Origin of the sequence: Sneathiella sp. (genome assembly GCF_002694385.1) — a bacterium.
GTDB lineage: Bacteria > Pseudomonadota > Alphaproteobacteria > Sneathiellales > Sneathiellaceae > Sneathiella.
Genome location: NZ_NZMB01000016.1, coordinates 153,302 through 168,926 on the forward strand (window position 1 = coordinate 153,302; position 15,625 = coordinate 168,926).

Here is a 15,625-nt window from a genome sequence, read left to right on the forward strand (position 1 = left end):
TTCCTAAATCCTGAAATAATGGGGACATATGCTATATATTCCGCTTCATATGCCATTTTTTACCAAAGAAAGATACCGCTTTGCAAAATTCAATGTTGCCCCCTGTCCCGTGGCTCCTATAATCTGCCGCGCCCGGCCTGCACTTCTGGCCGGAACGGATGCGATTGAACTTAAACAGGGTCTGGTAGACGGAAATCATGCTTCACGCGATGCGAAAAGGGGCCAGCGGATGGCTCGCAAAGGGGTTGCTGCTTCTTCTGGTGGCGAGTTTTGCCGTCTGGGGGATTGGCGGCGACATGCTGACAAGCTCTGTCGGCAGCAACGTGATTGAAGTCGGCAAAACACGGGTATCTCTTGGTGAATTCCAGCGCGATTATCAGCGGAACCTGAATATCCTGTCCCAGCGTTTCGGCACGCAGCTGACACAGGAACAGGCGCGACAGTTCGGCCTTGCCCAGATGACCATCAATCAGATTGCATCGCGCGCCCTTATTGCAGAAAAAACCCGCAGCATGGGGCTCAACGCCGATGATGATGCCATTCGCAACGTTATCCGCAGCCAGCCCGCTTTCCAGAACCAGTTCAACCAGTTTGACCGCATTATGTTTGAACAGTTCCTGGCGCAAAACGGCTATAGCGAAGCTCAGTATGTCGAAATTGTCCGCAACAATATCACCGGTGAGCAGCTTTTCGGCTCCCTCCCCCTTGGTATTGCCGAGGCGCCTGCGCCCCTCACCGATACCATTTACGGATTTATTGGGGAAAAACGCTCGGCGGATTATATCAACATCCTCGACAGCAGTATTGGTTTTGCTCCTGCTCCGACGGATGAAGAATTGCAGACCCTGGTGGATGACAACCCGGAAAACTACACGGCCCCTGAATACCGCAAGATCAGCTATATCCTGCTGACCCCGGCAAGTGTCGCGGCGGAGACGGAAATCTCCGATGACGAATTGCAGGCCGACTATGAGGCCCGGAAGGAAGAATTTGACATTCCTGAGAAACGTACCGTCCAGCAAATGATTTTCGAAACTGAGGATGCGGCCAAGGCCGCACAGGCAAAAATCACCGAAGGGCAGAGCTTTGCCGATGTCGCCATGTCCGATCTGCAACTCACCACCACAGATATAAATCTTGGAGTGGTCTCCCCCAACGACCTGCTACCGGAATTACAAGGGCCTATCTTCGCGCTGCAAAAAGATGCCGTTACGGAGCCTGTCAAAACGGTCCTCGGATGGCATCTCGCAACAGTCACCGACATCGAACCCGGGGAAGCGCGCAGCTTCGCCGATGTCAAGGATGACCTCAAACAGGAACTGCAGCTTCAACGGTCCCATGATCTGCTGTATGATCGGGCGGCAAAACTTGAAGATGAATTTGCCGGCGGCGCAACACTCGCCGATGCCGCGCAGACACTCGGCTTTAAAGTTGTCACCACGGACTGGATTGATGCGAACGGTCTTCAGAAATCCGGTGATGCGGCAGCGGACCTTCCTCAATCACCGGGCTTCCTGAGCGAAGCCTTCGCCCGAACGACGGAGGATGAGCCGGAGGTAAGCGAGCTCGCGGGCGGGGGCTATTATTCCCTTGCCGTCAACGCCGTTGAGGACGCGGCGGTCAAACCACTCGCAGAGGTAAAAGACCAGGCGATCCAGGATTGGCAGAATAGCTGGCGACACCAAGAAACCGTGAAAAAAGCGGAGGCCCTGCAAGACCGGCTGGAGAAGGGCGAAAGCCTTGAGGCAATTGCGGCGGAGTTGTCGCTGCCTGTGCAAACATCCACAGCTGCGCTACGCAACGAAATGGAGGGAGAACTGTCACCTGCAGCGTTGGAGGACCTGTTCACCCTGCAGCCGGGTGCCTACGGCGTGAGCGTCAACAAGGAGGGCAATGGTACTCTCCTATACGGCCTCAATCAGGTTATTCCCGCCGATCCTGAGACGGACAAGGAAATGTTCACACAGATATCCGGCCGGATTATGAACAGCCTGCGCGCCGGTATTGTTGCCGAATATGAAAATCATCTTCAGAAAGAGATCGGTATGTCCGTCAAGGAAGAGCTGATCCAGGAATATTTCTAAACCCATGTCCATTCAGCCAAGCTTTGCCGATTTCAAGAAAACACACGAAAGCGGAAAATCGCAGATCGTCTGGACAACGCTGGTCGCCGATCTGGAAACGCCCGTTTCTGCGGTGATGAAGCTCGCGGAAGGACAGCCCAATTCCTTCCTGCTGGAATCCGTCGAGGGGGGCGCGGTGCGGGGCCGCTATTCCATCATTGGGCTGAAGCCGGACCTGATCTGGCGCTGCGACGGGAACGAGGCGCGCATCAATCGCATGGCCCGCTTTGATCCCGACGCCTATATTGCCTGCGATGAACCGGTGCTGGATAGCCTGCAATCCCTGTTTGACGAAAGCCGGATTGACCTGCCGCCGAACCTGCCGCCCATGGCCGCCGGACTGGTCGGCTACATGTCCTATGAGACCGTGCGGCTGATGGAAAAGATTCCCGACGGCAATCCGGATGATCTCAAAATCCCGGAAGGTATGTTCATTCGCCCGACGGTAATGGCGATTTTCGATTCTATTCTCGATCTGGTGACAATTGTCACGCCCGTCTGGGCCGGGGATGGCCGGTCGGCGCAGGATGCCTATAATCATGCGGCGGAGCGGATTGCCGATGCCGTCCATGATTTTGAACGCAGCCTGCCCCATTCCGCCACGCTTGACGCGGGTCAGCTTGATCTGCCGGAACCCACGTCCAACACGACGCGTGAGGAATATTATGCAATGGTGGAGAAGGCGAAGGAATATATCCGCGCCGGTGATATCTTCCAGGTCGTCCCCTCGCAGCGGTTCGAACTTCCATTCGAGCTTCCCCCTCTCGCGCTTTACCGGGCGCTGCGACGCACCAACCCGTCCCCCTTCATGTTTTATCTGAATTTCGGCAATTTCTCGATTGTCGGGTCCAGCCCGGAAATTCTCGTCCGGCTGCGCGAGGGCAAGGTGACCGTCCGTCCCATCGCCGGAACCCGTCCGCGCGGCGCTACCGCCGCCGAAGATGCGGCGCTGGCCGAAGATCTGCTGTCTGATCCGAAGGAGCTGGCGGAGCATCTCATGCTGCTCGATCTCGGGCGCAACGATGTCGGTCGCGTCGCCAAAATCGGTACTGTGACAGTGACCGAGAAAATGGCCATCGAGAATTATTCCCATGTCATGCATATTGTCTCCAATGTGGAAGGCGAAATTTCCGAAGGCCTGACGGCGGTTGATGCGCTGAAAGCCGGTTTCCCGGCAGGAACCGTTTCAGGCGCGCCCAAGGTCCGCGCGATGGAGATCATTGATGAGCTGGAAAAGAGCCGCCGGGGCATTTATGCCGGGGCGGTCGGCTATTTGTCCGCCAACGGTTCCATGGATACCTGTATTGCGCTGCGCACCGCGCTCGTGAAAGATGGCAAGGTGTATATTCAGGCGGGCGGCGGCGTCGTTGCCGACAGCGATCCGGAAGCCGAGTATCAGGAAACGGTCAACAAGGCAAAAGCCCTTGTCCGCGCCGCGCAGGAAGCCATTCGTTATGCTGCTGATACGGGCCGGGGTAATCGCTGATCACGACTAAAACCGGCTAAGCATTATCCATTGAAGGTGAGCCCGGTTACCACGCTCACCGGGACGAACAGAAACCCTTTTCTTGTTGCGTCCGGCACCCATTTTTGCAGCACCCGGATGGTTTCCGGATGCGGATGGCCGATGGCAATCACAACGCCCCTTTGCATCGCCGACGCCTCAACCTTGGCGAGCTGGGCGAGGATCGCCGTCTCATCGATCACGTGGTCAATAAAATAATCCCGCTTGACGGACGGCATGCCCCGTTCCACCGCCAGACGATAGCCTTTGGAGGCGGCTGTTGTTTTTGAATCAAGGAACAACAGCCCCCGTTTCGACATTTCATCCATAACAATGGCCATTGCCCGCTCGTCCGCAGTAAAGCGACTGCCCATATGATTATTAACGCCGACATAGCCGGTGAAACGGTCGAGATTGAGCTGTGTCCGGCGCAGCAACTCCGTATCGTCAAGGCTGGTCAACAGTGCATCCGGCCCGGGGTTGACATCGCCATTCGTCGGCTCCATCGGCAAATGCAGCATCACTTCATTGCCCCGGGCCCGGGAAATATCGACCTTTTTCTGCAGTCCTGGCGCATAGGGAAGAAAAGAAAGTGTCAGGAGCGCCGGAAGATTGTTCAACTCCTCGACCCGCTGCATATTGAGGCCGACATCATCAATGACAATGGCGATCATCGGTCGGCCATCCAGCTCCGGCGCGAGGGCCGCGTAGCGTTTCCAGGCTGGCGTCCCTTCCGGCAGAGGCGACGTTACAGGTGACGGCCGGTCCGGCGTCAGCTTATCCCCGTCTGTATTATTATCCTGATCCTGCTCCTCAACGGGCAGTTTTTCCTCGAACGCCGGATGCGGCAGGTCGGCGATATACCCGGGCGTATCGGGCAAGGCCGTCTCCGATGGATTGGCCGTCTTGCCCGTCTCGCCGGAACGATTGTCCTCAGGGCCGGACATCGTCCCCCCATCGCGGGAAACTTCCGCATTTCTACTCGCAGACCGCTCCGCCACCGGATGTCCAGTGGACTCCTCCGCCGTCTCCGTCCTTTGCTCTGCAGGTCCTTCTTTGTCCCCCGGCCCAAAAAGCTTGCCAATAAGAATGCCGCCGCTGACACTGATCACCAGCACGGCAACGCAGAGAATGAGAATCCGAATCGGCGAAGACGTGATTTTATCCGCCCGCGACAGCATCGCCGGCTCATCACTTCCCTCTTGCCGGGTTCCCTTGTGTGGGGATGTCATAAAATCTGGGCCCCTTCGCCTTAATCCACGCGCAATCTACTGTTCTTTTTTCATGTTAAGTCTATTTCAATATGGTAAACAAGGCATAAAAGCGGTTCTCACGCCTTTCTATCAAACTAATGCATACTTGATTTTACGGCGAAATCAGCGAAACTGGCGCTCTTGTCCTTGCCAGGAGGCGAGGAATGAAAAATTCTGCTCCGAATCTTAAGAAATCGTGATATAATATTGATATGATTACGTTAATTGATAACTACGATAGCTTCACCTACAACCTTGTGCATTTTCTGGGGGAGCTCGGCGCCGAGGTCAAGGTCTACCGCAACAATGTTGTGACGGTGGATGCGGTCTTTTCCGAAGATCCTGCGGGCATCGTCCTCTCTCCTGGCCCCTGCGATCCGGACCGCGCAGGTATCTGTATCGAGGTGGTGAAGCGCGCGGCAGTTACGGGAACTCCTCTGCTTGGCGTCTGTCTCGGACACCAGACCATCGGTCAGGTTTTTGGCGGCAAGGTCGTCCGCGCCGATCAGTTGATGCATGGCAAAACCTCCGAAATTATCCATAATGGCACTGGTATCTTCAAAGGCTTGCCGAACCGCTTTACCGCAACGCGCTATCATTCGCTGACGATTGATCCCAAGACTGTACCCAACACGCTGGAAGTGACGGCCACGACAGATGATGGCGTAATTATGGGCCTCAGCCACATATCAAAGCCCATCCATGGCGTCCAGTTCCATCCGGAAAGCATTGCTTCCGAACACGGGCATGATCTGCTGCGTAATTTTCTCGATCTGACCCGCCCGGACAACAAGGCCGCCGCATGAGCACTGTCCAACCCGATTTCAAGGCGCTGATCGCGAAGATCGCGACCGGCAAGACCCTCTCCGTGGAGGAGGCGAAGATCGCCTTCAACATCATCCTCTCCGGCGATGCGACCCCCTCGCAGATGGGCGCGTTCCTGATGGGGCTGCATTTGCGCGGCGAAACGGTGGATGAACTGATCGGCGGCGTCTCCGTCCTGCGCGAAAAGGCCACCTATATCACTGCCCCCGAGAATGCCGTTGATGTGGTTGGCACCGGTGGTGACGGGCATGGCACGCTCAATATCTCGACCGCCGCCGCCTTCGTCACGGCGGGCGCAGGCGTTCCCGTCGCCAAGCATGGCAACAAGGCCGCTTCCTCCCGCTCCGGCACGGCGGATGTGCAGGCCGTTCTCGGTATCAATACAGAATGTGATTTTGCCCTGACAGAGCGCGCCGTCCATGAGGCGGGCATCGGGTTTATGGTCGCCTATCGGCATCACGGGGCCATGCGCCATGTGGGTCCGACGCGCGGCGAGCTCGGCATCCGCACGATTTTTAACCTGCTGGGCGTCATGTCGAACCCGGCGGCCGTCAAACGCCAGTTGATTGGCGTTTATGATCCTGCCTGGATGCGCCCTATGGCAGAGACCCTGCGTGAGCTGGGATCGAGCCATATCTGGGTCATGCATGGCGCCGACGGCCTTGATGAGCTAACGACCACGGGCCCATCCCAGGTCGTGGAAATGAAAGACGGCGCGATCAGCAGTTTCGAGATTACTCCAGAACAATACGGATTTACCCGGGTCTCCCTCGATGACATCAAGGGCGGCACACCGCAAGAAAATGCAGCGGCCCTGCTGGCTGTCCTGAAGGGGGAAGCAGGACCCTATCGCGATATCACCCTGCTGAATGCGGGAGCGGCCATCATGATCGGCGGCAAATGCAGCCGCGTCGAGGAAGGAATTGATCTCGCCCGCCAGTCGATTGACAGCGGCGCAGCGCTTAACGCATTCGAAACGCTGAAACGCATCTCCAACGAGCCGGGAGCCGCGGCATGAGCATTCTTGCGAAAATCTGCAATGATAAGCGCCAGCATATTCACGCCACCAAAAGCCGCATTTTGATATCCGATATGGAAGCCGCCGCCAGGACGGCGGGTGCCCCGCGTGGTTTTATCAAGGCATTACAGGCCAAACGGGATGCCGGGGACTACGGTTTGATTGCAGAGATCAAGAAAGCCTCCCCCTCCAAGGGTCTGATCCGCGCCGATTTTGATCCGCCAAGCCTTGCAAAAGCCTATGAGGCAGGCGGGGCCGCCTGCCTTTCCGTCCTAACCGACATTCCTTATTTCCAGGGGGCGGATGAGTATCTGGTGGCGGCGCGCGCGGCCGTCTCATTGCCTGTCCTGCGTAAGGATTTCATGCTCGATCCCTATCAGGTTGTTGAGGCCCGCGCTCTCGGCGCGGACTGTATCCTGCTGATTATGGCCGCGCTTGAGGATGGCCAAGCGGCGGAGCTTGAGAGTATCGCCCATGAATGGGGTATGGATGTACTGATCGAGGTTCATGACGCGGAAGAATTGGAACGCGCCGTAAAACTTAAAAGCCCGCTCATCGGCATTAACAACCGTAACCTCAAGACACTGGAGGTTGATATCTCCACTACGGAGAAACTGGCATCTGGCCTGCCGAAGGGATGCCTTGCCGTCAGTGAAAGCGGCCTTTACACTCCGGCCGATCTTGCGCGCATGGCAAAAGCAGGATGTGGCTGTTTTCTTGTCGGCGAATCCCTGATGCGGCAGGAGGATGTGACAAGCGCCGTGCGGGCCCTGTTGTCGCGAAACTAGGGAAACGGATCCCATGAGCAAGCTGACCCATTTCGATAACAAGGGCGATGCCCATATGGTCGATGTCGGCAGCAAGGACGTAACCGAACGAGAGGCCACTGCCACCGCCACCATCCGCATGACGCCGGAAACATTGAAACTCATCTGCGCGGGCGATGCGAAAAAGGGAGATGTCCTCGGCGTAGCCCGTCTGGCAGGGATTATGGCCGCCAAGAAAACCGCCGATCTGATCCCACTCTGCCACCCGCTTGCACTCAGTAATGTGACGATTGAATTTCTCATCCATGAAGACGATAGCGCTATCGAGGTGCAGGCAAGCTGCAAGCTGAAGGGTCGCACAGGTGTTGAAATGGAAGCATTGACGGCCGCCTCCGTCGCCGCGCTGACCATCTACGACATGTGCAAGGCTGTGGATCGGGCGATGGTGATAACCGACACTCGCCTTCTCCTTAAAAAAGGCGGAAAATCGGGAACTTACGAAGCGATATGATATCTGTAGATGAAGCGCGGGAGAAAATCCTTCAGGACCTCACCCCCGTTGGGACGGAAGTGATCCCGATCAGCGCCGCCCTTGGCCGGGTTATTGCCGATGACATCCGCCCTCGCCGCACCCAGCCGCCCGCTGACATGTCCGCGATGGATGGCTTTGCTGTCCGTGCGGCTGATGTGACCATGGTTCCTGTCACCCTCAATATTATTGGCGAAGTGGCGGCGGGCGGATGTTTTACAGGCGTGATGAAAACAGGCGAAGCGGTTCGCATCTTTACCGGCGCCCCGCTCCCTGCCGGGGCAGACACGATCATCATTCAGGAAGATACCGAGTTTGGTTCCGGGCAGGTAACCGTGAAAGAGGGGGCGGCAAAAGGCACTTACGTCCGGCCTGCCGGGCTCGATTTCAAAGAGGGGGAAGTCGGCCTCATTGCGCCGAGACGGCTCACCGCTCGCGATATTGGCCTGCTGGCCGCGATGAATATTCCCTGGGTGACTGTACGGCGCAAACCCGTCATTGCTCTGCTTTCCACCGGCGACGAACTGGTTCGGCCCGGCGAGCCAGTTGGCGAAAGCCAGATCATTTCCTCCAACAGCCTGCTGATCGGTGCGATGATTGAGGCCGCAGGCGCAACGGCGCTTGATCTCGGGATTGCCCGCGATACGGAGGCAGATATTCGCGAAAAGGCCCGCGGCGCAAGGTCTGCCGATATGCTTGTCACGCTCGGCGGTGCTTCCGTCGGGGATCATGATCTTATCCAGCCAGCACTCGCAAGCGAAGGTCTCAACGTCGATTTCTGGCGGATTGCCATGCGCCCCGGAAAACCGCTGATGTTTGGCCAGCTCAAGGGACAGCCCCTGCTCGGCCTGCCCGGCAATCCGGTGTCCGGCATGGTGTGCAGCCTGCTTTTCCTCCTGCCCGCGCTGGATGCTCTCGTCGGTTTGCCGCCGCAACGACCGCCGCAATTGCCCGCCCGTCTCGCCCATGATCTCAAGGCAAACGACCAGCGGGAGGATTATATGCGCGCCGAAATTATCGGAATGGAAAATGGCATCCCTGTTGTCCGGCTGTTTGATCGACAGGACAGTTCTATGCTTTCCGTGCTTGCCGCGGCAGATTGCCTTGTAATGCGCGAACCATTGGCGTCAGCGCTCCCCAAAGGCTCAGAAATTATGATGATCCCACTCCGGGATACTTTTCGAACCCTATAAGGGAATACATGATTTTCACTTGACGGGCGCATAGAACCTTTGTAGAACATTTATAAATGTTTTTGATTTGTTCTGCGCAGGAAACCTCGTCATGCTGACAAAAAAACAGCACCAGCTTCTTCTCTATATCCATGAATGTCTGGAAACACGGGGCGTTTCCCCCTCTTTTGATGAAATGAAAGAAGCGCTTGATCTTAAATCCAAATCCGGCATTCACCGGCTGATTACCGGGCTGACGGAACGGGGATTTATCCGCCGCCTCCCCCATCGCGCACGCGCGCTTGAGGTCCTGAAACTTCCCGATGACCTGCGTCATCGCACGGCGGCGGACAAGGCCAGCGCTCCGAAAAGCCGGGAAAATCTGGTGGAGGTGAATTTTATGCCGCGAAAGGACCTCCCTGTCGGGCTGTCTTTTCCCCATGATGATGGCGATGACGATGAACTTGACGCGGCGGATGATCATAATCTCATCACTCTGCCCCTTTATGGACGGATAGCCGCCGGTCTCGCGATTGAAGCACTCAGCAACCCTGATAGCTTTATCGATATTCCTGCTGACATGATCGGTAAAGGACGGCATTTCTGTCTGGAAGTCGCTGGCGATTCCATGATCGAGGCGGGTATTCTCGATGGCGATACTGTTATTATCCGGGAAAGTGAAACGGCCGAGAATGGCAAGATCGTTGTCGCTCTCATTGACGATAATGAGGTTACGCTGAAGCGCCTCCGCCGCAAAGGCGGCTCTATTGCTCTGGAAGCCGCCAATCCGGCTTATGAGACCCGTATTTTCGGTCCGGATCAGGTCAAGGTGCAGGGGCATCTGGTCGGTCTGTTCCGTCGCTATTGAAAGCGCAGCCTGCGGCCGGATGGGACAGATATCATCTTCCCTGCGCTCACATCAAAAGTATCTGGCTCTCTACGTCCTAGCAGAATGACAGGGCGATTCTCTGCGGCAAAACGCTGTGATAGCAAATACAGTACCGCCTTTCCGGATGCGACTGTAGGCAGTATATTTACGTGGGAGTGCCCATCATTTCATGATGGTCAATCGGCCCATCGTCTGATGTCCGGGGGCAAGAAGAAGAATACCGCCAATATTGCCAAAAGAGGCGAAGTCTCGTCTGGTGGATAACCGCCAGCAGACGTATAGCCGCTTCTGAAATCCATCCTTATCGTCTTGAAATCTTCTTGCTCAGCCATCAGTGTCCGGTCTGTCGCGACTTTCCGATGCCTGATAGCGAAGCGGCACCCAGGGCCGCTTCCCGCGCAGACCGTTTGCGGTTTTAATGATCATTTCTCCCTTCTTCCCGAATGCGAGGCTGTGCGCTCCCGATCGCCAGAGGTCAAACTTATCGATGACAAGGCGCGCCTCTTTGCAAGGATCCGGCGCCGGCACCCGACTGATGACAATAGTGGCACGGCGGCAGTCTTCCTCAACGCCCTGCACCGTTTCGGAAAAGGCAATGCTGTCATCTGATCGCAGCACTATGCAACCATAGGAATCGCAATGGATCGGCATATGCTCTGGTCCCGCAACGCCTTTGCCCATCACAAGCTGCCATCTCTCTGCTTCAAACGTCTCGACGGTTGAAGAGGAAAGGTAAACTCCGCCCGCTTCACTGCGGATCGCATACAGATTGCCACTCGCCGACACAAGAATATCCGGTGGGCGTACAGTCGGGACGATCAGCAGCAGCAAGAGCAGCGGCAGCGCCAGCCATCGTGGCCAGCGCCGCCAGATGATAAACCATAACCCGAGCAGGGTGATAACCAATAGGCGCAGCGTTGAAAAGCTGCCAAGAAAAATTACGGAATCAGGCCAGGATGTCGTTTCATGCGCAATTGCCAAAATCAGGTCTATCCCGTATCCGACAATATCAAGTGGAAAGGCAATCCCAATCGGATAACCGATAAAGGCAAGAATAACCGAAGGCATGACCCATATCCCCATCAGGGGAACAGCCATCAGATTGGCGAGAATGCTATAAACCGCCACCTGACCGAAATGGTAAATCGCAAAGGGCGCTGTCGCCAGGCCCGCCACCAGCGTGGTCAGCCCGACCCCGACGATATAGACAAGCGCGCGCCGCGCATAGCCGCCGCGGCGGGCATAACGTCCAAGTGGTGGACCCGCAAATTCATACAGCGAGATCAGGGCAAACACCGCCGCAAAGGACATCTGAAAGCTGGCACTGATCAGACTTTCGGGATACAGCAGCAGGATCAGGATAGCGGCAAGCGCGACCATACGAAGTGACAGCGCCCTCCTGTCAAAGCAAATGGCAAGGAGAACGGCAGACGCCATAATAAAGGCGCGCATGGCCGACGCACTCATCCCGCTCACGAAAAGATAGCCGAGCAGGGCAAAAAGCGCAGAAATCGCCGCTATTTTCTTCACCGGGTAATAAAGGGCAAGACGATTTGAGAGGACAAGCGCGAAGCGCACGGCGAAAAACACCAACCCTCCGATCATCCCCATATGCAATCCGGAAATGGCAAGCAGATGTGCAAGCCCCGAGGCACGCATATCTTCAAGCTGTTCCTCCGCCATCGCCGATCTGTCACCGGTCATGATGGCGATGATAAATCCGGCATTGCGCGGCGGCGCATTTGCCAGCACAAAATCCGCAATTCGGGCACGCACCCCGGCTGAAACCTCATTCAAGCGGGGAAAGAAGCCTTCCCCCTCACCGATCACTTGAAAGGGTGAAATGGTGAAACCTACCGCCCCGATAGAGGCAAAATAGGACTGCCGCTGAAAATCATAGGCACCGGGATAAGCTGGTTCCGGCGGAGGGAGAAGTATGGCCCGAACGGCAATGCGCTGCCCCGGCCGGACATCTGCAAAATTGATCCGCGACGTTAGCCGAATATGGGCAAGTTCCGGCATTCTGTCCGATCTTTTGAATGTCAGTTCGCCTATTACAAACCGCGCCGATTTATATCCCGTGGACTTCTCAAAAATAGTGCCTGCCAGCTCCGTCATCTGCTGCTTTTGCAGGATAGGAGCGGCCACCATATGACTGCGGAGCACGCTGGCCGCGAATCCGAGTGAGATAAGAAACAGAGACAAAATACAAACAGAAACAGATGTCTTATTCGTATTTCTTAGAAAGTAGATTAAAAAAGCAAATAGGAGGGGAAGGGCAATCCAATAAAATGATGGCTCATCCTGAAGAGAAAAATAGATCGCAATACCGGCGCCGATTAACGCAGGCGACCACAGGAACCATCGCGTCCGATCCTGCAAGAACGGGTCAAGCAAATTTATTCCCTTATACCGCTCCAAAGAAGTCATGAACGCTTCCCAACGGCGCACTTGCCCTCTGCCGGGACAAAGGGTAAAAAAGGCCTGTCTTCACGTGATCTTTGGAAGAGAATTTATAACTGATGGGAATATAAGTAAATTCTTATGACTATTGTAACCCGCTTCGCCCCCTCCCCCACAGGCTTCCTGCATATCGGCGGTGCCCGCACGGCGCTGTTCAATTGGCTTTATGCCCGCCACAACGGCGGTAAATTCCTCCTCAGAATTGAAGATACCGATCGGGAACGTTCCACCGATGCAGCCATCGAAGCAATTTTTGAGGGCATGAAATGGCTTGGCCTTGATTGGGATGAGGAACCGATCTTCCAGTTTTCCCGCCGTGAGCGTCATGCCGACATCGCCCGGCAGCTTCTGGCCGAAGGCAAAGCTTATTATTGCTACGCCTCCAAAGAAGAGCTCGCGGAAATGCGCGATCAGGCCCGCGCCGAAAGCCGCCCGCCCGCCTATGATGGCCGCTGGCGCGATCGCGACCCGTCAGAGGCGCCGGCTGGCGTTCAACCGGTTGTCCGCTTCAAATCCCCGAATGACGGCGTCACCCTGGTCCGCGATCTCGTCCAGGGGGATGTCACCTTCGCCAATGAACAGCTCGATGACATGATTCTGCTGCGGGCGGACGGAACGCCGACCTATATGTTGTCTGTAGTGGTCGATGATCACGATATGAATGTCACCCATATCATCCGCGGGGATGATCATCTGACCAATGCGGCACGGCAACAACAGCTTATCGAGGCTATCGGCTGGGCCGTACCGGAATATGCGCATATTCCGCTGATTCATGGTCCGGACGGGGCCAAGCTTTCCAAGCGGCATGGCGCGCTCGGCGTCGAAGCCTATCGCGACATGGGTTACCTGCCCGAAGCGCTGCGCAATTACCTGCTGCGCCTTGGCTGGTCGCATGGCGATGACGAGGTGATTTCCACCGAACAGGCGATTGACTGGTTCAATATTGAAAATATTGGCAAATCGGCCGCACGCTTTGATTTCGCCAAGCTTGAAAACCTCAACGGCATCTATATCCGCAACGCGGATGACGCCTATCTGGCAGCTCTGATCAAACCAATTATCGAGCGTATGACGGGAACCGATCTTGATCCTAATCATCTGAAACTAATAGAAAAAGCCATGAACGGCTTGAAAGAACGTGCAAAATCTGTAAACTCGCTTGCGGAAAGTTCCCTGTTCCTGGTCGCCGAGCGGCCGCTTGTCCTTGACGACAAAGCCAAAAGCCTTCTGAACGAAGAAGCCTGCGCTGTCCTGCAGCGACTGGCAGACCGGCTGGAAAGCCTTGCGGAATGGGACAAGGACCTTGTCGAAAACGCCGTACGGGCAGCGGCGGAGGCCGAAGGCCTCAAATTGGGGAAGATTGCGCAGCCGTTACGGGCCGCGCTGACGGGGACGACAGTATCGCCCGGTATCTTTGACGTTCTCGACGTCCTCGGTCGGGATCAGTCAATCGGGCGAATTCGAGATGCGATACCGGGTTAGCCTCCGGTCTTGCGACATGTGAAGACGCCGCGAGCGGGACGTCTGCATATACACAACAAAGAAAGTTCCACCCGGAATTTTTTTCATATGAACGGGCGTCAAATGGCCCGCAAATAATAAGGAAGTGGATGAATGAGTAGCTCTACTGTTACTGGCAACGTTACCCTGTCCGACGGAAAAGAAGGCAAATCCTACGAGCTGCCACTGCTGGGCGGTTCTGTCGGACCTTCTGTTATCGACGTGCGCAAGCTTTATGGCGACACGGGGCATTTCACCTATGACCCGGGATTCACCTCAACAGCCTCTTGCGAATCCGCTATCACGTATATTGATGGAGACGCAGGGGTGCTCATGCACCGCGGCTACAAGATTGAAGAGCTGGCGGAAAAAAGCGACTTTATGGAAGTCTGCTATCTGCTTCTGAAAGGCGAATTGCCAAATCAGGCGGAAAAGGACAAATTCACCCACGATATTACCTATCACACCATGCTGCATGAGCAGCTGACCCAGTTTTATCGCGGTTTTCGGCGCGATGCGCATCCAATGGCCGTGATGGTCGGCGTTGTTGGCGCCCTGTCCGCCTTTTATCACGACAGCACCGACATTACCGATCCGAAGCAACGCATGATTGCAAGCTACCGGCTGATCGCCAAAATGCCGACAATTGCGGCAATGGCGTATAAATATTCGGTCGGCCAGCCGTTTATCTATCCGAACAATGAATTGTCCTATGCGGAAAATTTCCTGCATATGACCTTCAGCGTCCCGGCGGAACGTTACAAGCTTTCGCCGACGATTTCCCGCGCCATGGACCGGATCTTCATTCTTCATGCGGATCATGAGCAGAATGCCTCCACCTCCACGGTACGTCTGGCCGGCTCATCCGGCGCCAATCCGTTTGCCTGCATCGCGGCGGGCATCGCCTGCCTGTGGGGCCCGGCGCATGGCGGCGCCAATGAGGCGGTTCTCACCATGCTGAACCAGATTGGTTCTGTTGACCGGGTGCAGGAATTCATCGCCAAAGCGAAAGACAAGAACGACCCCTTCCGTCTGATGGGCTTCGGTCACCGGGTTTACAAGAACTACGACCCGCGTGCCAAGGTGATGCAGCAGACCTGTTATGAAGTGCTCGACGAACTTGGCATCAAGGATGAGCCGATGCTCAAACTCGCCATGGAACTTGAAAAGATCGCCCTTGAAGATCCCTACTTCATCGAAAAGAAGCTATTCCCGAATGTGGACTTCTATTCCGGCATCATCCTGCAGGCGCTTGGTTTCCCCACCAGCATGTTCACCGTACTCTTCGCTCTTGCCCGCACCGTCGGCTGGGTTGCCCAGTGGAATGAAATGATGGAAGACCCGTCACAGAAAATTGGCCGCCCGCGGCAGCTTTATACGGGTTACACGGAACGCCCGTATGTTGAGCTCGGTAAACGGTAACTGAATGAGCGGGGCGCCGCACTCAGGAAAATTAAAGACGCCTTCGGCACGTCCCGAAGGCGTCAAAATAGCGAAGCGGCTCTATCTCAGGGCCGCCAATGATAACCGGGCGCCCCTTCTCTATCGCCTGAAAAAACTTTCCATGATTATCCTGCCG

At 55.9% G+C, this 15,625-nt stretch carries 12 protein-coding genes; 10 read left to right on the forward strand and 2 right to left on the reverse strand.

The genetic code is table 11. The annotated features are described in order from the left end of the window. Positions 1 to 209: 209 nt before the first annotated feature. Both CMN55_RS10980 and trpE read left to right on the forward strand, forming a co-directional pair. On the forward strand, positions 210 to 2,084 hold the full coding sequence (locus CMN55_RS10980; RefSeq protein ID WP_293949850.1) for a SurA N-terminal domain-containing protein: 1,875 nt from the start codon (positions 210 to 212) through the stop codon (positions 2,082 to 2,084). Positions 2,085 to 2,088: 4 nt separating this feature from the next. Next, positions 2,089 to 3,609, forward strand: coding sequence for an anthranilate synthase component I (gene trpE, locus CMN55_RS10985; RefSeq protein ID WP_293949851.1), 1,521 nt, complete (start codon positions 2,089 to 2,091; stop codon positions 3,607 to 3,609). Positions 3,610 to 3,632: 23 nt separating this feature from the next. On the opposite strand, the gene CMN55_RS10990 is transcribed toward trpE, so the two are convergent. After that, positions 3,633 to 4,859, reverse strand: a complete 1,227-nt coding sequence (locus CMN55_RS10990; protein ID WP_293949852.1) for a divergent polysaccharide deacetylase family protein — start codon at positions 4,857 to 4,859, stop codon at positions 3,633 to 3,635. 233 nt (positions 4,860 to 5,092) lie between these two features. Between CMN55_RS10990 and CMN55_RS10995 the strand changes: the two genes are divergently transcribed. From CMN55_RS10995 to lexA, 6 genes are all read left to right on the forward strand, one after another. Next, a complete protein-coding gene (locus CMN55_RS10995) occupies positions 5,093 to 5,686 on the forward strand; it encodes an anthranilate synthase component II (RefSeq protein WP_293949853.1) in 594 nt (197 codons plus the stop codon). Continuing rightward, on the forward strand, positions 5,683 to 6,723 hold the full coding sequence (gene trpD / locus CMN55_RS11000) for an anthranilate phosphoribosyltransferase (protein ID WP_293949854.1): 1,041 nt from the start codon (positions 5,683 to 5,685) through the stop codon (positions 6,721 to 6,723). The genes CMN55_RS10995 and trpD overlap by 4 nt, the downstream gene beginning before the upstream one ends. Beyond that, positions 6,720 to 7,511: an indole-3-glycerol phosphate synthase TrpC gene (trpC, locus tag CMN55_RS11005; RefSeq protein WP_293949855.1), complete on the forward strand. Its 792-nt coding sequence runs from the start codon at positions 6,720 to 6,722 to the stop codon at positions 7,509 to 7,511. Before trpD ends, trpC begins: the two co-directional genes overlap by 4 nt. 13 nt (positions 7,512 to 7,524) lie before the next feature. Beyond that, positions 7,525 to 8,001 (forward strand): cyclic pyranopterin monophosphate synthase MoaC, encoded by a 477-nt coding sequence (gene moaC / locus CMN55_RS11010; RefSeq protein WP_293949856.1) that lies wholly within the window; start codon positions 7,525 to 7,527, stop codon positions 7,999 to 8,001. Continuing rightward, positions 7,998 to 9,212 carry a molybdopterin molybdotransferase MoeA gene (locus CMN55_RS11015; protein ID WP_293949857.1) on the forward strand — a complete coding sequence of 405 codons (1,215 nt, stop codon included), beginning with the start codon at positions 7,998 to 8,000 and terminating at the stop codon, positions 9,210 to 9,212. The genes moaC and CMN55_RS11015 overlap by 4 nt, the downstream gene beginning before the upstream one ends. A 91-nt stretch (positions 9,213 to 9,303) precedes the next feature. Continuing rightward, the gene (gene lexA, locus CMN55_RS11020; protein WP_293949858.1) at positions 9,304 to 10,059 is read left to right on the forward strand and encodes a transcriptional repressor LexA; all 756 of its coding nucleotides are present in this window, start codon (positions 9,304 to 9,306) and stop codon (positions 10,057 to 10,059) included. A 345-nt stretch (positions 10,060 to 10,404) separates the two neighbouring features. Here the strand turns inward: lexA and CMN55_RS11025 are convergent, their stop codons facing one another. After that, positions 10,405 to 12,510, reverse strand: a complete 2,106-nt coding sequence (locus CMN55_RS11025; RefSeq protein WP_293949859.1) for a ComEC/Rec2 family competence protein — start codon at positions 12,508 to 12,510, stop codon at positions 10,405 to 10,407. A gap of 114 nt (positions 12,511 to 12,624) precedes the next feature. On the opposite strand from CMN55_RS11025, the gene gltX reads away from it, so the two are divergent. Together gltX and gltA are read left to right on the forward strand one after the other, a co-directional pair. After that, on the forward strand, positions 12,625 to 14,028 hold the full coding sequence (gene gltX / locus CMN55_RS11030) for a glutamate--tRNA ligase (RefSeq protein WP_293949860.1): 1,404 nt from the start codon (positions 12,625 to 12,627) through the stop codon (positions 14,026 to 14,028). Between the two features lie 132 nt (positions 14,029 to 14,160). Further along, on the forward strand, positions 14,161 to 15,468 hold the full coding sequence (gene gltA / locus CMN55_RS11035) for a citrate synthase (RefSeq protein WP_293949861.1): 1,308 nt from the start codon (positions 14,161 to 14,163) through the stop codon (positions 15,466 to 15,468). Positions 15,469 to 15,625 lie beyond the last annotated feature (157 nt).